At 67.6% G+C, this 19258-nt stretch carries 18 protein-coding genes; 9 read left to right on the top strand and 9 right to left on the bottom strand.

Features of this window, described 5'->3' with window-relative positions; all coding sequences use genetic code 11:
* Nucleotides 1–57: 57 nt before the first annotated feature.
* The gene (locus tag Vlu01_RS24065; RefSeq protein WP_204003556.1) at nt 58–942 is read left to right on the top strand and encodes an SMP-30/gluconolactonase/LRE family protein; all 885 of its coding nucleotides are present in this window, start codon (nt 58–60) and stop codon (nt 940–942) included.
* Nucleotides 943–1074: 132 nt separating this feature from the next.
* Nucleotides 1075–2094: a protein kinase family protein gene (locus Vlu01_RS24060; protein WP_239096092.1), complete on the top strand. Its 1020-nt coding sequence runs from the start codon at nt 1075–1077 to the stop codon at nt 2092–2094.
* Between the two features lie 20 nt (nt 2095–2114).
* On the opposite strand, the gene Vlu01_RS28105 is transcribed toward Vlu01_RS24060, so the two are convergent.
* From Vlu01_RS28105 to Vlu01_RS24030, 6 genes are all read right to left on the bottom strand, one after another.
* On the bottom strand, nt 2115–2669 hold the full coding sequence (locus tag Vlu01_RS28105) for an FAD-dependent oxidoreductase (protein ID WP_204003554.1): 555 nt from the start codon (nt 2667–2669) through the stop codon (nt 2115–2117).
* 80 nt (nt 2670–2749) lie between these two features.
* Entirely contained in the window at nt 2750–4696 is a 1947-nt protein-coding gene (locus Vlu01_RS24050; RefSeq protein ID WP_239096091.1) for an ABC transporter permease, read from the bottom strand.
* A gap of 62 nt (nt 4697–4758) precedes the next feature.
* A complete protein-coding gene (locus tag Vlu01_RS24045; protein ID WP_239096090.1) occupies nt 4759–6195 on the bottom strand; it encodes an extracellular solute-binding protein in 1437 nt (478 codons plus the stop codon).
* 355 nt (nt 6196–6550) lie between these two features.
* Nucleotides 6551–7558 (bottom strand): sporulation-delaying protein SdpB family protein, encoded by a 1008-nt coding sequence (locus tag Vlu01_RS24040; RefSeq protein WP_204003549.1) that lies wholly within the window; start codon nt 7556–7558, stop codon nt 6551–6553.
* Nucleotides 7559–7572: 14 nt separating this feature from the next.
* A complete protein-coding gene (locus Vlu01_RS24035) occupies nt 7573–8133 on the bottom strand; it encodes an SdpA family antimicrobial peptide system protein (RefSeq protein WP_204003546.1) in 561 nt (186 codons plus the stop codon).
* A 59-nt stretch (nt 8134–8192) separates the two neighbouring features.
* Nucleotides 8193–8825 carry a sporulation delaying protein family toxin gene (locus Vlu01_RS24030; protein WP_204003543.1) on the bottom strand — a complete coding sequence of 211 codons (633 nt, stop codon included), beginning with the start codon at nt 8823–8825 and terminating at the stop codon, nt 8193–8195.
* A 629-nt stretch (nt 8826–9454) separates the two neighbouring features.
* On the opposite strand from Vlu01_RS24030, the gene Vlu01_RS24025 reads away from it, so the two are divergent.
* The 3 genes from Vlu01_RS24025 to Vlu01_RS24015 all read left to right on the top strand — a co-directional run bounded on the left by Vlu01_RS24025 (nt 9455) and on the right by Vlu01_RS24015 (nt 11368).
* The gene (locus Vlu01_RS24025; RefSeq protein WP_239096089.1) at nt 9455–10135 is read left to right on the top strand and encodes a hypothetical protein; all 681 of its coding nucleotides are present in this window, start codon (nt 9455–9457) and stop codon (nt 10133–10135) included.
* Between the two features lie 113 nt (nt 10136–10248).
* Nucleotides 10249–10938 (top strand): SIMPL domain-containing protein, encoded by a 690-nt coding sequence (locus Vlu01_RS24020; RefSeq protein ID WP_204003540.1) that lies wholly within the window; start codon nt 10249–10251, stop codon nt 10936–10938.
* A gap of 103 nt (nt 10939–11041) precedes the next feature.
* Nucleotides 11042–11368, top strand: a complete 327-nt coding sequence (locus Vlu01_RS24015; protein ID WP_204003537.1) for a TraR/DksA family transcriptional regulator — start codon at nt 11042–11044, stop codon at nt 11366–11368.
* A 387-nt stretch (nt 11369–11755) separates the two neighbouring features.
* Here Vlu01_RS24015 and Vlu01_RS24010 read toward each other — a convergent pair whose 3' ends face one another.
* Complete coding sequence (locus Vlu01_RS24010; protein WP_204003534.1) at nt 11756–12448, bottom strand: dioxygenase family protein; 693 nt, start codon at nt 12446–12448, stop codon at nt 11756–11758.
* A 161-nt stretch (nt 12449–12609) separates the two neighbouring features.
* Here Vlu01_RS24010 and Vlu01_RS24005 point away from each other — a divergent pair, with 161 nt between their 5' ends.
* On the top strand, nt 12610–12987 hold the full coding sequence (locus Vlu01_RS24005; protein WP_204003531.1) for a hypothetical protein: 378 nt from the start codon (nt 12610–12612) through the stop codon (nt 12985–12987).
* Between the two features lie 139 nt (nt 12988–13126).
* Nucleotides 13127–14245 carry a hypothetical protein gene (locus Vlu01_RS24000; RefSeq protein WP_239096103.1) on the top strand — a complete coding sequence of 373 codons (1119 nt, stop codon included), beginning with the start codon at nt 13127–13129 and terminating at the stop codon, nt 14243–14245.
* Between the two features lie 164 nt (nt 14246–14409).
* On the opposite strand, the gene Vlu01_RS23995 is transcribed toward Vlu01_RS24000, so the two are convergent.
* Nucleotides 14410–14847 (bottom strand): VOC family protein, encoded by a 438-nt coding sequence (locus tag Vlu01_RS23995; RefSeq protein WP_239096088.1) that lies wholly within the window; start codon nt 14845–14847, stop codon nt 14410–14412.
* Between the two features lie 315 nt (nt 14848–15162).
* Between Vlu01_RS23995 and Vlu01_RS23990 the strand changes: the two genes are divergently transcribed.
* Nucleotides 15163–15870, top strand: coding sequence for a 4a-hydroxytetrahydrobiopterin dehydratase (locus Vlu01_RS23990; protein ID WP_204003528.1), 708 nt, complete (start codon nt 15163–15165; stop codon nt 15868–15870).
* A 951-nt stretch (nt 15871–16821) separates the two neighbouring features.
* Here Vlu01_RS23990 and Vlu01_RS23985 read toward each other — a convergent pair.
* Complete coding sequence (locus Vlu01_RS23985) at nt 16822–17967, bottom strand: PucR family transcriptional regulator (RefSeq protein ID WP_204003525.1); 1146 nt, start codon at nt 17965–17967, stop codon at nt 16822–16824.
* Between the two features lie 404 nt (nt 17968–18371).
* On the opposite strand from Vlu01_RS23985, the gene Vlu01_RS23980 reads away from it, so the two are divergent.
* The gene (locus Vlu01_RS23980; RefSeq protein WP_204003524.1) at nt 18372–19160 is read left to right on the top strand and encodes a hypothetical protein; all 789 of its coding nucleotides are present in this window, start codon (nt 18372–18374) and stop codon (nt 19158–19160) included.
* Nucleotides 19161–19258: the final 98 nt, after the last annotated feature.

The raw sequence follows: 19258 nt of genomic DNA, 5'->3' as shown, positions 1-19258 counted from the left end.
CACCAGTCCCCTATCCACAGCTCAGTGACGTGCAGCACGATCAGAGGAGGAAGACACATGACCACGGCGACGACCACCCTGGCGGAGGGTTTCCACTTCCTGGAGGCGCCGCGCTGGCGCGACGGGCGGCTCTGGTTCTCCGACTTCTACGGATACCGGGTCCGCTCCATGCACGAGGACGGAACGGACCTGCGGGTGGAGGCCGAGGTGCCGGGGCAGCCCTCCGGTCTCGGCTGGCTCCCCGACGGTCGGCTGCTGGTCGTCTCCATGCGGGACCGCAAGGTCCTCCGCCGGGAGCCGGACGGCACACTGACCGTCCATGCCGATCTGAGCGGACACGCCACCGGACACGCCAACGACATGGTGGTGGATGAGCACGGTCGCGCGTACGTGGGCAACTTCGGCTTCGACCTGATGTCCGGCGCACCGCTGGAGCCGGCGGCGCTGCACCGGGTCGATCCCGACGGCCGGGTCACCCAGGTCGCCGACGACCTCTGGTTTCCCAACGGCGCTGTGCTCACGCCGGACAACGTCCTGCTGGTGGTGGAGACGTTCGGGAACCGGGTCACCGCCTTCACCGTGACCGACGACGGCGAACTCACCGACCGCCGGGTGTGGGCCGAGTTCGGGCCGCTGCCGACCGACCGCGACGTCGCGGCGATCCTCGGCCAGGTCAGGGTCGCCGGTGACGGCGCCTGCCTCGACGCGGAGGGCGGGCTGTGGATCGCCGACGCCACCGGAGACCGGCTTGTGCGGGTGATCGAGGGAGGAACCATCACCGACGAGATCAGGCCCGGCACACCCGCCTACGCCTGCGCCCTGGGCGGTGCCGGGGGCGACACCCTGTTCGTCTGCGCCGCACCCGACTTCCACGAGCAGGCCCGCAAGGCGGCCACCGAAGCCCGCATGCTCGCCGTCGGTGTCCGCGTCCCGGCACCCTGACGCCCCGGCTGAAGCGTCCGGCTTTCGGTCCGAGCCCCCTCACGACACATTCGAGCTCGGGCCCGTCCGGACGCGGTGACCGGCACCGGCGTCACTCTGGCAGGGTCTGTCGGCCGATGACACGATGCAGTAGTGCTTCCGACCCGGCGTTCTCGCCATGATCGCGTCGCGGCGTCGCTGGCAGCCCGTACCGACGGCGAACTGGCGGCGTTGGTGCAGGCCGGATCACTCACCGGCGTGGGTGTGGGCGGCGGCTCACTGACCGCCGACGTCGACGGCGTGCCCGTCTTCGTCAAGCGGGTTCCACTCACCGACCGGGAACTGGCGCATCCGCACAACACGGCGAACCTGTTCGACCTGCCGGTCCGCTGGCAGTACGGCATGTACCGCCTGGCCGGCCCGAGCTTCAACGCGTGGCGCGAGTTGGCCGCAAACCTGAGCGTCACCGAGGGCGTCCTCGCCGGCGAGACGGAATCGTTCCCGCTGCTGCACCACTGGCGAGTGCTGCCCGGACGCCCGCCGGTCGCACCCGAGCACGTCGACATCGACGCCGTCGTCTCCCAGTTCGGCGACAATCAGGCCGTGCGTGCCCGACTCGACGCGCTCGCCAATGCCACCACGAGTCTTGTGCTGTTCCTCGAACACCTCACGGACGGGCTGTCCAGGTGGCTTGACGACCCCGTCGGCACGGCCGCGACGGTCGAGCGGCAACTGCTCGAGATGGCAGCGTTCCTGCGTCACCGCGAGGTGCTGCACCTGGACGGACACTTCGGCAACATCCGGGCCGACGACGACCGGCTCTACCTCGTCGACTTCGGCCTCGCCACCTCCCCGCGCTTCGACCTGTCCGACTCCGAGCGTGACTTCGCCGCCCGCAACGCCGGCCACGACGCCGACTACGCCGCGATGAGGTTGGTGAACTGGCTGGTCACCGCGGTGTGCGGTGTGCCCGTGCCAGCCGGCAGCGGTCCCATCGCCCGAGACCGGTTCGTGCGCCGATGCGCGACCGGCGACATTCCACCGGACGTGCCGCCGCCCGTCGCAGAGATCATCGCCAGACACGCACCCACCGCCGCCCGGATGAACGACTTCTGCTGGCGGCTGTTCGACGGCGACCTGCACGCGCAGTATCCCGGCCCACAGCATCGCTGACGTACCGCCGCCAGTGTCGGTCAGACCGGGGCGGGCGCCGCCAGAAGCTCGCGCAGTTCGCGTACCGCTGCCCGCCCGGCGCGGTTCGCGCCGACCGTGCTCGCGGACGGCCCGTAGCCGACCAGGTGGATCCGGGGGTCGGCGACCACCCGGGTGCCGTCCACGACGATGCCGCCGAGGGGCCTGCGCAGCCGCAGCGAGGCCAGGTGATCGAGCGCCGGCCGGAAACCGGTGCACCAGAGGATGACGCCCACGTCCTGTGCCGCGCCGTCGCGCCACCGGACGCCATCGGGCACGATCCGGCTGAACATCGGCCGGCGTCGCAGGAGACCGGCGTTCCGGCACCGCCTCAGCTGCCGGCTCGTCCGGCGACGAAAGGTGAAACGCATGCCAGGCAGGTCGAAGATCCCGTGCACCGTCGCCATGCGCAGCGTCGGCCACCGGTGCTGCCAGGCCCCGCCCGGCACCCGGTTGGCGTCCAGAACAGCAAAGTCAAGACCGGAAGAGCGCAAGTGGTACCCGCTGGACAGCCCTGCCTGCCCAGCCCCGACAACCACCACATCCTTCTCCGGCATATACGAGACAACGCCTCGCACTCACCTGGCCCTTCCCACCGGCGATCTCACACCACCCGGACGGATGTTGGAGGACCAGCTCAGCCCTTCACCGCGCCCGCGGTGAGTCCCTCGGTCAGGAAGCGCTGTCCGAAGGCGTACATGATCACCACGGGGATGCTGACGAGCAGCGACGCCGCCGCGAGTTGCCCCTGCGGTACGACGTCCCCGGCGATCATCGACTGCATCCCCACGGGAAGCGTCTTGTACTCGTCCTTGGTGATGAACACGAAGGCGAAGAGGAACTCGTTCCAGGCATTGGTCAGGGTGAACAGCGCGACCGCCAGCAGACCTGGCTTGGCCAGGGGCAGCATCACCCGGCCGAACGCCTGCAGCCGGGTGCAGCCGTCGACCAACGCGGCCTCCTCCAGGTCGACGGGAATCGAGGCGAAGTACCCGGCCAGCAGCCAGGTGGCGAACGGAAGCGTGAAGGTCGGGTACGTCACGACCAGCGACCACAACGAGTCCGTGAGCCGCGTCTCGATGAGCAGTTGGTACAGCGGGATGAACAGCAGGGCGCCCGGCATCACGTAGGTGATCAGCACCGTGACGGTGAATCCCTGAGCCCCGCGGAACCGCAGCCGGGCCAGCGCGTAGCCCGCCAGGGCCGCGCAGACCAGTGCCACCACGGTGGACGCCGCGGACACCAGCACGGTGTTGAGGTACCAGCGGCCGAAGGGCTTGGTGGCGAAGAGGTCGGTGAACTGCTGCACGGTCCACGGCGTGGGCCACAGATCGTTCACGCGCATGACGATCTGGCCGTCGGACTTGAAGGCCGTGACGGCGATCCAGTACAGCGGGGCCAGGACGAAGAAGAGCAGCACGGCCAGTGCGAGTCCGGACGCCAGTTTCGACATCAGGGACGACATCCGGCGATGTCCCCGATTCTGGAAGGCCGAGACCACCCGACCGGCCGCCGCCGCGACCAGCAGGATCACCCCGAGGACCACCGCCGCCTTCCAGAAGATGTGGGGCGACGTCCAGAGCAGCAGACCGGCGATCACCGCGCTGACGACCCACGGCAGCGCCTTTCGCGCCGTCCCCGGCGTGCCGGCCTTGCGGGCGCGCCGGGTCAGCTCGGCGCCACCGTCCCGGCGCAACAACCGAACCAGGAAGAAGATGAACACGCCGACGACCGGCAACATCACGAGGGTGACCGCGGCTCCCGCGCCGTACTGGAGTTGCAGGATCGCCTTCGAGTAGGCGACCAGCACGTACGGTGCGGTCGCGTTGCCCGGGCCGCCCTGGGTCAGCAGCCAGATGAGGTCGAAGTTGTTGAACGTCCAGATCGACGACAGCGTCACCGTGACGGTGATGACGTGGCGCAGTCCAGGCAGCGTCACGTGGACGAACTGCCGCCACGGCGAAGCGCCGTCGACGGTCGCCGCCTCGTACAGCTCTGCCGGGATGGCCTTCAGCCCGGCAAGGAAGGCGACGGTGAAGAACGGCACCCCCTTCCACACGTTGACCATGATCACCGACGGCATGGCCAGCGACGCCTCGGACAGCCAGCCCGCCGGCCAGCTGTCGACCAGGTGCAGTGTTGCCAGCAGCGGCCCGATCCCCGACTCGGTGAGCAGCATGTTGACGCTGCCGAAGATCGGGTCGAGCAGCGAGCGCCAACTGAACGCCGTGACCACCGTCGGCACCACCCACGGCAACAGGAGCAGACCAGCCAACAGGGCCCGTCCACGGCGCAGATGGTGCAGCAGCAGGGCCGCGGACAGCCCCAACACCACCTTGAACACCTCGGCGTACGCGGTGAAGACGAACGAGTTCAGCACGCCGGCGTGAAACTGGTCGTCGTCGACCAGGGCGATGTAGTTGGCCAGGCCGACGAAGACGCTTTCCTGCCCGTGTCGTTCCGTGGTGCTGGTGACGACGGACCAGGCGATCGGCACGAGCACGAGCCCGCCGACCAGCAGGGCGGTGGGCGCCAGAAACAGGGCCGCCAGCCGCCAGTCGCGACCCAGCCGCCGCTGGGTCACGCTGCGGCCGTGCCCCGGCGACGTTCCTCCCGTCGCCGGGGCCGGTGCTGGACGGACCGACCTCACTGCGGCAGCCCCTGCTGGGTGAAGATCTGCACCATCTTCGTGTGGGCTGCCTGCACGGCCTGCGCGGGCGCCGTTCCCTGGATGACCTGCTGCATCATGTCGGTCAGGACGTATGCTCCGACGGCCGCTTGCTGGCCCGCGCTGGCCTGCTGCGGGAAGTTCAGGCCGTTCTTCGTGACCAGCGGCAGCGACTGCTCGGTGATCCTGCGCATGATGGGGAACGCCGGGTCGCCACTGGTGAAGAACGGGTCGGCGTCCCACACCTTCTCCCAGGCGGGCAGCGCCAGGCCGGGAGCCTCCTTGGCCACCCCGAGGAGCGCGGGCGCACTGACCAGGTACTGCGCCAGGAGCTTGGCGAGTGGAGCGTTCTTGGCGCCCCTGAAGATCACGAAGGCCTGGGACTGACCGAGCAGCAAGGGATTGTCGGTGGCCGGCCCGATGCAGTCGGCGAAGACGTGGGTGTTGTCGTAGACCGGGTTCTTCTTGGTCTTGGAGTCCGCGTAGACGCTGAACTGGTTGCGGGTGTAGCCGAGGATTCCGGCGAGCCAGTTCTCGTTGTTGCTGGAGTCGGTCCAGGCTGCCAACCCCGGCGGCAGCATCGGCGTGTACCTGGGGTTGGTGTAGATGTCGCCGAGGAAGGTCACCGCCTGTACCGTCTCGGGCGAGTCGAAAGTGACCTTCCTGCCGTCGTTGGAGGCGATCGCCCCGCCGTAGGAGTTGATCACTGCTTCGATCAGGCCGTTGGCGTCACCAGACCGGTTCACGGTCATGCCCCAGCCAAACCGCCGTTTGGACGGATCAGAGATCGCCAGGCACAGGTCGCGAAGCTCCTCCCAGGTGTAGATGTCCTTCGGGGAGATGCCTGCGTCCTGCATCCAGTCCTTGCGCAGGAACGACCCGATCCCGATGAAGTGGTAGGGAATGGCGAACCACTTGCCGTCGAAGACACAGAAGTTCTTCGACTCCGCGGTGGGCTCTCCGTACTTGGCCGTCAGCGCCTGGACGACGTCCGTCACGTCCTCCAGATCGCCCAGTGCGTGGAACTGCGCGATGAATCGCGAGTCGGTCATGAACGCAAGGTCACGCGCCACGCCGCCCTTGACCTCAGCGTCGATCTTCGCAACCACGTCACCGGCGTCGGCCTGGACCAGACTGTTCCCGATCTTCGTACCGGTGGTGTCGGCGAAATTCTTGATCGAGCTGTCGAGCGCCGCGTTCGCCGCCTCCGAGTACAGCTTCTGCGACAGCATCCCCATCGACGAGCCCTTCAACGATGCCGCTGCGTCGATCAGCTCCTTCGGGACCTCGGCCTGCACCCCCGGAGTCGACGGCGAACTGCCGCCGCACGCGGCCAGACCGGCCGCGCCGAGCAGCCCCACCCCCATTCCCAGAAAGCCGCGCCGGGACCGCAACGGATTGTCCTCCATGGCCATTTTTCCTCCGCTCGCCTCACCGCTGCACGCCGAAGAGGGCCGGAGCGCGCCGCCCCTGGCGACGCCTGGGATCCGCACACGAGGACAGATCGCCCGGTCGAGGGCACAGCCCGTCTCTGCCGCGCAGTCATCGGAAAGTTGGCCCCGGTGCGCGGCGGGCCGTCACCCGACGTGCCCCGGGTATGCGCGCCGCCAGCCCGGGTCGTCGGCCTGCCCGGCGGTGCGCTCACTGTACATTTCTCGGAAAGTCGCGCCTAGGGGTCGAACGAGATCTGGGCGGAACAATCACATTTGTCGACATCAATCGGCAAATCGAGGTCGTGGCATGGGAAGTACCGGTCAGCGTGCGGGCTGCTCACGCTGTTTGCGACTTGAGAGCGGGTTGCGGTTCCGGAACGAGTCCCGGCTCCGCAGCAGGCGTCGACTCCGGGACGGACGGCTCCGGGACGGGCTTCGACTGCTGGGTGGGTTGCGGCTCCTGGCGCCTGGGCCGTAGCCGGTCGGCGACGGCGCGGAACTCGTCGGCTGGCGCGGACCAGGCTGCTCCGAACGGAATCGTCAGGAGCACGACCGCGGCGAACATGGCCAGCGCGAAGCTCCACAGTCCCATCGTCACCGCGATGCCGAGGTGCAGCACGATGCCGGCCGGCAGGAGGCGTAGCCGTACCCGGGCCGGCAACAACACGGCGATCGCCAGCGCGAACTCGATCACCAACGGTGACCAGGTCAGCCCGGCCAGCAGAAGCGGGACATCGGTCATCCAGTCGGTCACCGGCTGGAGCCATCCGGGTGCGCCGAACGTGCGGTGGTTGAGCCAGTAGTAGAGCGCCGTGCCGTCGGCCCACTCGGCGTGACTGAGCTTGGCAACAGACGACTGGAAATAGATGCCGGCGACCTGGATGCGGATGGCGACCAGTAGGCAGACCGCGACCGCGACGCGCGTCGCCGCAGCGGCTATGTCGGGAGCCGGCGTCGGTGACCAGTGCCATCGACGCGGATCGGTCAGGCAGACGGGAACGAGCAGCAGGACCAGCACCTGGGTGACATGGTCGCCGCCGTCGGGCACCGAGATGCTGCTGGCAACGCTGAAGGAAATCCACCAGTGGGGAATCGCGGTCCATCGAGGTTGCCATCCGCTCGCCACCAGCAGCAGCACGGCCACGCAGGCCCAACGGACGAGATCCAGGTACGGCTTGTCGACGAGGCAGAAGACGCCGAGCCCGGAGGCCGCGTCGCAGTAGGGGCTCTCGGGTCGGTCCGGTACCGGGATGAAGAGCGCTCCCGCACTGGTGAAGGCGAGTGTTCCGGCCGTACCGAGCGCGAGCAGCGAGCGGGCGACGCCCAGCCAGGGCCCCCACGGCACAGGCCAGCCCGCGGTTAGCACGAGACCTCCGCGCGCGCCGCGAACGTCGCTCGCTTCTCGTCCGGCACCAGGTCGCGGTAGGCCCAGGGCACCGGCTCCGTACGGACGAAGACGATGTCGCCGCAGATCGTCGGAGCGTCGATCGCGTTTCGCATCCTGGTCGTCGACGACTCACGTGCGCAGGAGAGCACGTCGTCCGTACAGGGCTGCCAGGCTTCGGAACGTAACTGTTGCACCAGAGTTGCCATCTCCGGACCCTGGGCTCTGGCTTTCCGATTCAGCCCGAAGGCATTGCGGGGCTCAGCGAGCGCGCCGGCACTCACGTTCCGCAACGAGCCGCCAGTCAGCGCGTAGATCTCGACATCCTCCGAGCGGGCCGATTTCGTGAAGAACGCCCACCCCTGGGGAAGTACTGGTCTGAGATGCCCCGACACCGCGTCCTGGTAGGGCAGTCGAACGACGTTCGCGGGAAGGAATGCCTGCAGGTCGTACGCCGCGAGCAGCACCAGGATCAGGGTGATCGAACCGACCAGACGTGGCGACACGCGGACCCGGTTCGTGCCGTCGGAAGTCATGGACGAGGTCCTTTTCAGTAAGACGCCGGGTGACCGCAAGGGCCACCCGGCGCGCCCAATCAAATCGTACGAAGAACCTGAGTCAGTTCTGCGACGGCCCGTTCCGCCGCGAGTTGGTCGTTCGGCATCCGGGGCGTTTCTCTGACCACGGCAAGGACAACAATGACAGCGGCTACCGCGACAACGACCGCTGCGGCGACAGCCACCGCGCCAGCGTTGACGACGGCGATTTCCGTGTGGACGATCACGCCTGCAGCTTCTGACTGCAGAGCCGGCCGCAACTCGGCCACCTGCCTCAGTGCCTCTCCGGCACCACGGAGCGCCTTTTCCACCTTGAACGGATCACCGCTGCGCATCTGGGTGGAAAAGTTACCGAGCAATCCTGGCTTCACATCTTCGATCGCGGCGATAACATCATCGACGACCGCGATTGCTTCGGGGCTGCGGTTGCGCTCGAAGTCTTCGTTCGACAGGTGGAAATACGGCAAGCTGGCAAGCCTGCTGCCGATCTTGCCCTGCACGAAGAACACGCCGCGCAACAGTGCGGCACCGTCCGCGGTGCTGCCGACACCCTCGGTCACGACCTTGCTCGGCCCCGCCTGTTCGCGTGCGCTGGCGACACCCTGGATGCCGGTCAGCGTTACGGCGAGCAGCGCGGCAAGCGTGACAAGTACGCCTCGTCGCTTGAACATCGAACTCCCTCCATCGGGAAATGGCCGGGTGATGATATACCCAAGGCTTACGCAAAGATCAAGCTCGCTTGGCAGGGCGGAGTTCCACCGGACGGCGATGAATCGGCCACTCCTAGAATAGTGGCCGTGAGCTGCATAAACATCACCTACCGACGGTAGGGGAATTCCACACACCGACGCCCGTCGTCACTGGACCACTCGACCACATATGGTCGGAGTCGAGGGACTTTGGTCGAATGACTTCAGTTACCCGGTTCATAGAGGTAAGGGTTGATCTAGCAGACCTGGCACTCCGGCACGCAGGTCAGAATGTCACCCTCCGGTAGAACGCGCGAAAACGGCTATCACGCGACGCCCCGTCAGAGGATGAACCGCGCCGCATCCAACTCCAGCTAGGCTCGCACCACTCGCGACACATCATGCTGCCAGATATTGGTCCACGTCATGAGTCAGTGAGCGGGTACCGAAACACAGACCCCGATCTTGGTTAGTAGGTTTCAGCGGCTGGAAAGCGGTCGCTGAAGGTGACGGCGAAGGCGTTCAACTCCTGCAAGAACGGGATGTCACCCGCCGCCAGGCGCGTACGCCTCCGGCGGGACGCGGGTGCGGACGACTGGGATCATGGGCCGATGATGCATTCGTTCCATCTCGCACTGCTTCCGCCGGCCTTGACCTTGCGCGCACTACGTCGTCGGCCTCAGGCGGCTGGGCTGCGGCACGCCGAATGCCTCGCGCTCATGCGACTCGGCTCCCCGGCGTTGTCGGTGGAGCGGATGCAGCTGCGACGCCTTGCGATGTTCGCCGAATGGGACGACGAATCGGCGTTGGAACGGTTCCTCGCAGACGACGATCTAGGGCGGCGGCTCAACGGCGGATGGCATGTGCGTTTGCAGTACCTGCGGCGTTACGGCGAGGTGGCCGCGCTCGCCGGCCTGCCGGTGCGGGCGGGCCGGTGGGATCCGGAGGAACCGATCGTGGCCGTCACCCTCGCCCGGCTCAAGGTTCTCGAACTACCCCGGTTCCTGAAGTGGGGGCGGCCCGTCGAACGCCTGGTCGCCGGCCACCCCGGCACCACGTTCGCCACCGCAGCGGTACGCCCGCCCCACACGTTCTCCACCTTCACGATCTGGCGCAGCGTCCGCGAGATGACCGACATGGTCCACGGCCGCAGCGCCGTTCCACAGGCCCATACACACACCGTCGCCATGGCCGAACAGCATCGCCGGGACTTCCACCACGAATCCGCGTTCATGCGGTTCCGTCCGTTGTCCGAACACGGAACCTGGGAGGGGCGCACCCTGCTTCCCTGAGCGACTCAAGACCCATGCGTGATCAGCCGTACACACTGCCGCAGACCGAGGTGTCGTGACGAGCGGACGAGATCGTAGGCCCGCGCCGGAGCGGCGTTGTCCACACTCGGACGGTGTACTGGGGCCACGGGGCGGTGGACACTCTGGTTGGATCGGCGTTCATGCAGATGGTGGAACACCCCTGGGGCATCACCGCGTTCGGCGCGGCGAGCGTGAAGGCCGTACCGGATCTCGTGCGCGTGAGGTTCAAAATCATACGCGTTGAGCAGACCCCGGCCGCCGCGTTCGAGGCGGCCCGCGCAGCCGTACGGGCCGTGCGCGGCGCGCTGCGCGAGCACGGGATCGCCGATGCGGCCGTCGAGGCTTCGCGGCTGGACCTGAAGACCGCCGTCGAGTACGTGGACGGGTCACGCAAGTTCGTCGGCTACCAGTGTCAGGCCGCCTTCGCGGTCCAGTCCGGCGTACTGGACGACGTCGAAGCACTGCTGATCGACATCGTCGCAGCGGGCGCCAACGAGATCGAGGGCGTCGACTTCGACGTCACCGGCAAGCGTGAACTACGGGCCGAGGCTCGGCGCCAGGCAGTGGCCGCAGCCCGTGCGAAGGCCGACCTGTACGCCGAGGCCGCCAGCGTACGCGTCGGTGCGGTCCTGCACATTGAGGACATCGACCCGGAACAGCCGAACGCCACCCGCTACCGCAGTCACGCCGAAGCCGCCGCGACGAGCGCTCAGGACCTCGCCCCAGGCCACGTTGTCGTGTCCGCCGCCGTGGTGCTTGGCTACGCCGTAGCCCGCGACTGATCAACCACGCCAAGGCACAGGTGCAACTGCACGCTCATGCCACCCACCGGTGTGCGTCCCTGCATGGCCCGTCCCTGCCGGCTGAGGCCGTTAATCTACACATATGGTCCGGGATGAACTGCTGCGGCTGCGAGCGAGGGCGGAGGCTGAGGCGGCGACGTTGGCCCAGGATCTGGAGGCGCTGTTCCTGGCATCGCGGGATTCGAATGCCGACGACGAACACGACCCGGAGGGTGCGACCATCGGCTTCGAACGCGCCCAGTTGACCGCGCTGCTGGCCGGGGCGCGGAAGCGGATCGCCGACGTTGACGACGCCCTGCGTCGGGTGGACGCGGCGACCTACGGCTTCTGCGAACGATGCGGGCAGCCGATCGGCGACGAACGGCTCACCGCGCGGCCATTCGCCCGTTTCTGCATGGCATGCGCATAGGGCATGCGAGAGAGCAAGACTGGGAGCGCAGCTTTGCTTCGACCTTCGGTCGTCTGAAACTGCTGGCTACACTCCCCCGCACCTGAGCCCTCTTCCACGAAGAGACCGACAAAGGCAGCGCGGGGCCGGGCGTCCTGATCTGCCGCCGGTCGCGCTCAGTTCGCGTACGCCTGCATTGATGTGATCATGGCCTGGTCGTCGAAGATCATGGTGTCGATGACCTCTCTGGTGGGGCCGTGAGCCGGTGATCGGGGCTCCGCCAGCGGGGTCGTACAGGCGGGCATCCGGTGTGTAGAGACTTGCCAGGGCGGTAGCGTCGGCGGTGCCGACGACGGCGGCGGTGGCGAGCCTCGATGGTGGCGCTGATCTGCTCCGTGCTGACCACGATCAGTCGTCGCTTTCCGCCGAAGGACCCGCAGCCGAGGCAGGTCGCGCTTGCCGGTCGAGGACGACGCAGAGGACCCCGGTGTAGCCGGTCGTCGGATCTCCTTGCAGGTCCAGGATCATCTGCTCACCGCCGTCGGCGAAGATGCTGTCGGTGGCGTTGGTGGTGTCGCGCTGCGGACGGCCCCGATAGGGCGGGCGACGGTAAACCTCGTCGGTGACCGTGTCGGGAAAGTAGAGCTGCGTGGTCACCGAGCGGTCGCCGAGGTGCGCGATGAGGTGGATGTGCACGGTGCGGCTGGCGTACCAGCCCGGGTAGATCGTGTTGAACGCGCACATCCCGCGCTCATCGGTGCGCTGGCTGCCCCGCAGGTACGTCTCACCGGCGGCGATCACATCGCGTGGCACCGACTCCGAGGTGACCACCTGTCCCGGCCTCGCTTCGAATGACGGGAAGCCCGAGTATCGGCCCACGTGGTCGGCCTGCCAGACCTCCACGAGGACGCCTGCGAGAGGCGTGGCGCCGTCCGCCGCCAGGAAGCGGAGCCCGATGCGCAGCGGGAGACCATCGCGATCCTCGGTGATCTCCCGACGCTCGGGATGCACCGCGCGGTGGTACGGGCCCTGCGTCTGCTCGACCAACAACCGGCAGGTGACTCGGGTCGAGGCCAGCAGCTCGACGAGGTCCTCCTCCACCGTGCCAGTATGGTCCGTCGTTCGTTGCGTCGCCTGCCGTTCGCCGCACGCGACCGGCGGTCGACTCGCCGACCCGCCGCCGGTCTACTAAGCGACTGTTGGTAAGCGTAGGGCGACCTAGCGTTGTGGGAGACACCCCTTCCAGCAGAGAGGGCGTTCCCATGCCATTCGCCCCCAGAGACAAGGCAGCGCTCGACGACTACTTCACCGCGTTGGGGGCCGTGCATCAAGCCGGTACCGGCATCGGTGGCCACAGCCAGACGGCCACGCAGATGTCCGCCCTGCGTCAGACGTTCCTCGCACTGGATGGCGTAAACAACGTCAGCTTCACGGTCGCTGCGGTCTGGCCTGCGGTCCAGGACGTCACCGCCCGGGTCAAGCTGCTCGCCACGCAGCTGATGGCCGCGCCGCCCGTGGGCCTGAACCCGGGCCGGGTCACCCTGGCGCTGCAGCAGTTGGACGACGCGCACAACACGGTGTCCAACCTGTACGGCATCTCGCAGTCCACCGGCATGCAACTGATCCTGGACTACCTGTAACTGGCCGCGCATCACGTGTGGTCGACGTCAGTGAATCCACGTTCCGCGTGCTGGAGCACGCGCCGACGACCGCACTCGCTTGACAGCGGTTCGTACCCGCGTGACAAGGCACCGCTCGTGGTGCGATCTTTGGCCGGTGATGGAGGACGCGCGGCGCGAGCTGGATCGGATGCGGGGCTCCTCGGTGGTGTGGCGGGAACTGCGCTACGAGCGGGCCACGGGCGCCGATGGCTATGACTACGACGGTCACGCGGCGCGGCGGGCGACGGTGTTGTGGGCGTTGCAGTATGACCGGCGGGCAGCGGATCTCCCGCTGGTGCGGTGGTTGGCCGAGCAGGAGGCGTGGTGCCGACGCGAGGCGCCGTTCCAGGGGTTGACCGAAGAGACCGAGTTGGCTGGCTTCCTGCTCGCCGAGCATCGACGAGTGCAGGATGTGTGGCGACACTGGGAGGTGAAGCGGGCCAACTTTGACGCTTGGTGTGGCTATGACATTGAGCATCTGTTTGCTGCCGGGGTGCAGGCCACGGTCGGTTTTGTGCGCGACAGCGAGCATGCCGAGCGGAACGATGTGCTGGAGCGCCTGCTCGACGAGGACGGCCAGCCGTACATGTCCGAGGAGGACGTGGCGCAGTGGTCGCAACGCAAGCGGTCGCGTTTCCCGGCTGACCCGACCGCGGAGGATCCGCTTCGGTGGGTGCACCGGGCCAAACTGATTGGTGACGGTGTGCTCGCCCGCCAGTGGCTGGACCGCTGGGCATCCGGTCGCCCGCGAGACGCGCAGACACTGAGCGAACTTCGATACCAGTTGGCCGACCTGGGAGCTTTCGCTGAGGCAGCCCAGGCGCAGCGGGAGAGCCTGGCGTTCGCCGACAACCCCTGGGACACCGCATCGGCGTGGCAGTCTCTGGCCCAGCTCGAACGTCAGGCCGGCGGCCACCATGCCGCTTGGGAGGCGCTGCGTGCGTGCCGTCGAGCCCTGGATGGCGTGGCCGGCTGGAGGGCGGTGGGCCTTGGCCGAATGTATGTAGAGGAGTTGTTCCTCCTGGCCGGCACCGCAGACGGGGAGTTGGCTGATGTAGTGTTCGCCGAGGCGGACCGGCAGGCACGCCGGGTCCCCAGGTTGCCTCTGGTGGTGTTACAGGCCGCCGCGGAGGCGGCCAGCAAGATCGGTAACCCGACCAGGGCGGAGCACTACCTGATACTCCGCGACGCGGAGCAACGGCGCATCGACGCAGAGATGAGCCGACCCCCCTCCTGATACCGGCAGCATCCCCGCCCCGACCAAGAACAACATGCGCGCTTGTTGGAGCACAGAGGAGGGCTCGCGACCTGCGGTAGCGGTCCTGCCCCGGGGACAGGGTTGCCGGGTTTCGCAGGAATGCATCTGGTCTTCAGTCCTGAAAAATGAAGACCGCTGTCGTTTCAGCGGAGTTGTTCGGCCAATCCGACGAGGATGCCCTCGGGCCCTCGGACGTAGCAGAGCCGATACCTGTCCTCGTACTGCGCCAGCTCGCCGACAAGTACGGCGCCGTGTGCGCGCAAGCGGGTAACGACGTTCTCGATGTCGTCGACGGCGAACATGATGCGACGAATGCCCAGCGTGTTCGCCGGCGCGTCCTTCGGCTCGGCGCGGATCGCCTGCGGCGTGTGAAATCTCGCCAGCTCGATCCGGCCATGACCGTCCGGGGTGCGCAGCATTGCGACGTCCTGCCGTACGTCATCGACTCCGATGACACGTTCCACCCAACGTCCCTCGATCGGCCCCTTGCCCTCCAGCTCCATACCAAGCTCGACGAAGAAGGAAATAACAGCATCAAGATCGTCAACAACGATGAGGACGTTGTCCATCCGCTTGATCATGTCGGGTCTCCTTGGTGCCGTATGGCGACGGTCGCCGCGCTCGCTCCTGAGACGGAGCAGCCAGGCCGTTCTCGACATCCCTTGCAACATTCTCGTCGGGAGCCACACTCAGCGTGACCGAAAGCCCGGCGGGGACCAGGTGCACCGACGACCCGAGGGCACCGGCACCGGCACCGGCACCGGCACCGGCACCGGACACGGTGCCCGACGAGGCTGTCGACAGGAAGAGTCTGCGCAGTGAGCGGACGTCCCTGATGCTTGCCTCAATTCGCTGCGCTAGCGCTGCCGGCTGAATCAGCCATAGGGTTGCCGTCCATGGACATGCTGAGGGGTGAACAGATCGCCGAGGCTAACCTGACTGATTGGCGCAAGCTCGCCCAGGGACTGCATGCCCGCTACCTGGTCGACGATTTCGGCACCGGCGCACGGTTCGTCGCCGCGGTGGGCGAGGCGGGCGACGCGCTCGGTCACCACCCGCGCGTGTCGATTGGCAATGGGTACGTCGACCTCAAGTTGGTCAGCGACGACGCCATCTTCCGCGACGACGAGGGCACCGAGCATGTCGTCGAATGGGTGACCCAGCAGGACGTCGACCTCGCGCGCCGGATCACCGAAATCGCCGCCGACCACGAGGTCAACGCCGACCCGGCCTCGGTCAGCGACATCGAGCTCGGCCTCGATACGGCGCGCTCCGCGACGATCGCACCAGTGTGGGCCGCCCTACTGACCGGGAGCGCCGAGTCCCAGGGACGCGGGTCTCCCAGCGACGAAATCAGGGACGCCACGGGGCGGGTACCTAACCTTTGGTTCGGGGACGCCGACCAGCACGAGACCGCACGTCAGCGGTTCCACATTGAGGTCTATGTGGCACCCGAGGCAGCCGAGCAACGGATCGCCGCCGCCCTCGCCGCAGGCGGGACCGTCGTCGACGACAGCAACGCGCCCTCGCTCACCGTTATCGCCGACCAGGACGGCAACAAGGGAACCGTCTGCGTCGACGTGTCCGCTGCGAAGAAGGATTGAAGCGCCAACTTGTCGCTGGTCGGTGGTCCGTCCGAGGTCAGCGTCGACACGATCCGCTCCGGCTTTTACGCCCGGGGCATCTTCACGGCACTGCCCCCCGACCACCAGGGCGCAGGTCTCACCTAATGCCCAGGGCGACCCGGAGCTCATATCGACTGTAAGCGGACGTCGTCGGCCCACAAGCCCGAGCCACGGGTACTGACGCTTCCGGGCACGCCCTAGAAATCAGCGAGCAGGAAGCCCTTGTCAGCGGGTTGCTGGTGGGATTCGAGTCTCAGCTCTCGGAATCGATACCGGGCCCGCACGGCAGGACCCAGAGGCGTAATCGATGGGGTCAGGCGGCACGCGATCGATTCGCGGCGATTGAGGGTGCCGGTGAGCTACCTGATCTGTTGCCGTTGTTGTCTGTCTCGGGAACCAGCCCGGTTGCAAGCACCACGGGCAGGCAGCAGGCAGGGCCTTCTTCCTCAGCCGTCGGAACAGCATGGCGGCGCGATCCGCTCCGCCGGCCCCTGAGGAGCGGATCTCCTGGGCCTGCGGCTCCACCGGCAGCGTTCGTACCCCCGCACCGACCCGCCACCGAGCGCCGAGCCGCCGCAGCACCGCGAGATCGTCCGGTGGCAGCGGCGGCAACTCGGCGGACGGGCTGAAGGCGGGTGAGCCTGCCTCCCGTTCCGAGCTGTCCCCCGCCGTTCCCATGTGCCTCCGCCTCACCCCCGCCGCCGACAGCACCGACGATTCCAAAGACGCGACGACGAGAAGACGGATCGGCGGAACCCACACCCGCGGAGCAACCGGCTTGACCGCGATCTCCGTGGCGCTGACCGAACCGACGCACCAGCCGAACAAGCTGCGCGACCTGTTCGGGGTCATACCGCAGGCAGCCGGGAGCCTCTCGGCGCGGAAGGGTGCGCGTCTTCGTGAGCCGTGCGCAATCCTCGGTGACGTACGTCAGTCCGCGTAGTGGTCCACGGCGAGCGTCCGCGCCACCGTCGCACTCAACAGCCGCACGCCGACGGTCGAGCTGGGATCGATGCCGGTGACCTCCCGCACCCGACGCAGTCGATAGTCCAACGTGCGGGGGTGGATGTGCAGGGCGGTGGCGGTGCTGGTGCGCTTCATGTCGTGGGCGTAGTAGGCGCGCAGCGTCGCCACCAGGTCAGGGCCGGTGGCGAGCGCCCTGGCGTAGCGGCGCAGCCACCCGTCGACCGCCGGTGCGCGCGCGACCGCCATCTCCACGAACAGGTCGGTGATGCCGGGTAGCCGGTCCGGACACTCCTGCGGCGGCGCCACCTGGCTCGCCTCCCGAGCCCAGGCGAGCGTCTCGGCCAGCCCGCCCACCGCACCCTGCGCCGCGCCGACGCCGCACGGTTGCCCGATCAGCGGCACCACGGCCCGTACCCGCTGAAGGATCTTCGTGTCGGAATCGTGGCCCGGGGTGAGCACGACGACCTCGTCGGCGGCGAGCCAGGTCACCGGGATCCGGTCGGCGGCGAACGCGGCGACCACCTCGACCTGCGCCTCCGCGGCCACCGGCCGCGCCGTCTGCAGCACCGTGAGGTGGTAATGCGCGGCCAGGCGCAGATCCGCGACGAACGGCTCCACCGGCTCATCGGCCAGCAACGCCCGGGCCAGGATCTCCAGCCGCGTCGACAACAGCCGTGCGGTGCCCACCCCCCGGGTGTAGCCGCTCAGGTAGGCGCTCCGTGCCAGGAGGCCCTGGGTGCCGAGCCAACCGACGAAACGCAGCAGGTCGGTGACGTCCTCGGGGCGGGCCAGCTCGTGCACCTCGCGCACCATCATCGCGGTGTGCAGACCGAGCACCTGCTGCTGCGACGGCACGGACAGGCCGATCTCCGCCCGCTGTCGGCCCACCGCGGCGATGCCGGCCAGGTCGGCCTCGCTCAGCGGCAGCTCGGCCACGGCGAGGTCAAGCGAGCGGCGCCGGATGAAGACCGCGAAGTCATACATCCCGATGCGCTCGTCGGAGCCCGGCGACATGGTCTGGTATTCGTCGACCTCGCGGGTGAACGTCTCGACCGCCTGCCGAGCGTTGACCTCCACCCGCTCGCGCAGGCCCTGGAACAGCGCACTCATCCGGCCCCTCCCCGTCGAACACGCTTCGGAACAGCGACGATCACCGGTGGGTCGTTAATCCGTATTGACGGTAACAGATGCAAGCAGGTCTGTTGAGGACGCCGCCATGGTCGGTTACTACGCGAACTGACAAACGCCGGCACCCATTTGCACACCGCTCACGAAGACGCGCGCCGCAGGCGCTGACAAACTGACCCGCCATGGGAGCCAACTGTCACGGGCATCGTGGCCCGGCATTGGCGCTCGCCATGTCACGACCGGGTGCGGCCCGGCAAGGGACTACAGGGTCGAAGACCGGTGCGTGGGGGGCCGGTCGGCATCGAGGCGCTCAGGCTCGCAGCAGCGGCGGAAGAACGGAGACCGACATGACCGTACGATTTCGGCGACTCCTGGTCGCAACGACCATGGCAGTTGCCATCGGGGTGACGGGCACGACGCAGGCTGCGCCAGCTGCCCCTGCTTCCGCTCAGACTGCCGCCGGCACCGCCGCCGTCGCACCACAGCTGTTCACCATCAACTGGGCCTCGCTGATCGTCAACCTGGCAAGCACCTACCTCAACAACGGCAGCGAGGTCGCACTCCAGGCGGCGGTCAACCAGATCATCGCGGCTGTCGAGTCGGCCAAGACCGAAATCCTCAACCACATCGACGCGATCGCGAGCGCTGATGTGCAGGCGTGCGCCCGGCAGCACACCATCGAGTTCGCCGACATCAATCGGATGAGCCCCAGCGTCCTCGAACTCTGGGCGCAGAACGCGACCTCCTGCGCCACCCGTGCCACGTCGTACTTCCACGCGGTCCAGAGTCTGAGCGCGGCCGACCGGATCGGCTTCATCGTGCCGGAGATCTACGCGATCGCGATCGCGGCTCGTGCCACGGCCGGCTTCAGCATCTCGCTGCTCAAGGAAGACCTGATCCGCACCACGGAAGCCATCATCGTCAAGCTCAAGCCAGACTGCCGGGACGTGCCCCTCATCTGGTGGGAACCCTCCGAAGGAACCTGGTACATGGAGAACCATTACCATTGCACCGCGTACAACGGTCGCAAGGCCAGCCAGTACGAGGCCTGGATGGGAACTGTTCTGCTCACCGACCCGCTTGACCGCGCCTGGGTGGAAGCGGAGGCCAGCAAGGACACGAGCCGACCATTCGCCATCGCCGCACTGCCACAACTGCGGACGATCCCGGCCTGACGGCAAGGTCCACACTCAAGGCGTCTCTCAGGTAGCTCTGACCACTTGAGAGACGCCTGGACCTCGCCGCGAAACCGCCAACGATCCTGGACACCGCA

It is taken from the genome of Micromonospora lutea (assembly GCF_016863535.1).
Classification (GTDB): Bacteria; Actinomycetota; Actinomycetes; order Mycobacteriales; family Micromonosporaceae; genus Micromonospora; species Micromonospora lutea.
This window is presented reverse-complemented; position numbering and strand designations above follow the sequence as displayed.

Bases quoted from the DNA above. Each gene is read 5' to 3' on its own strand.
- Vlu01_RS24045 (WP_239096090.1), bottom strand. From the start codon at position 6,195: ATGGCCATGGAGGACAATCCGTTGCGGTCCCGGCGCGGCTTTCTGGGA.
- Vlu01_RS23990 (WP_204003528.1), top strand. From the start codon at position 15,163: ATGGACATGCTGAGGGGTGAACAGATCGCCGAGGCTAACCTGACTGAT.
- Vlu01_RS24035 (WP_204003546.1), bottom strand. From the start codon at position 8,133: ATGACTTCCGACGGCACGAACCGGGTCCGCGTGTCGCCACGTCTGGTC.
- Vlu01_RS24030 (WP_204003543.1), bottom strand. From the start codon at position 8,825: ATGTTCAAGCGACGAGGCGTACTTGTCACGCTTGCCGCGCTGCTCGCC.
- Vlu01_RS24015 (WP_204003537.1), top strand. From the start codon at position 11,042: ATGGTCCGGGATGAACTGCTGCGGCTGCGAGCGAGGGCGGAGGCTGAG.
- Vlu01_RS23995 (WP_239096088.1), bottom strand. From the start codon at position 14,847: ATGATCAAGCGGATGGACAACGTCCTCATCGTTGTTGACGATCTTGAT.
- Vlu01_RS24005 (WP_204003531.1), top strand. From the start codon at position 12,610: ATGCCATTCGCCCCCAGAGACAAGGCAGCGCTCGACGACTACTTCACC.
- Vlu01_RS28105 (WP_204003554.1), bottom strand. From the start codon at position 2,669: ATGCCGGAGAAGGATGTGGTGGTTGTCGGGGCTGGGCAGGCAGGGCTG.
- Vlu01_RS24025 (WP_239096089.1), top strand. From the start codon at position 9,455: ATGATGCATTCGTTCCATCTCGCACTGCTTCCGCCGGCCTTGACCTTG.
- Vlu01_RS23980 (WP_204003524.1), top strand. From the start codon at position 18,372: ATGGCAGTTGCCATCGGGGTGACGGGCACGACGCAGGCTGCGCCAGCT.
- Vlu01_RS24065 (WP_204003556.1), top strand. From the start codon at position 58: ATGACCACGGCGACGACCACCCTGGCGGAGGGTTTCCACTTCCTGGAG.
- Vlu01_RS24000 (WP_239096103.1), top strand. From the start codon at position 13,127: ATGGAGGACGCGCGGCGCGAGCTGGATCGGATGCGGGGCTCCTCGGTG.
- Vlu01_RS23985 (WP_204003525.1), bottom strand. From the start codon at position 17,967: ATGAGTGCGCTGTTCCAGGGCCTGCGCGAGCGGGTGGAGGTCAACGCT.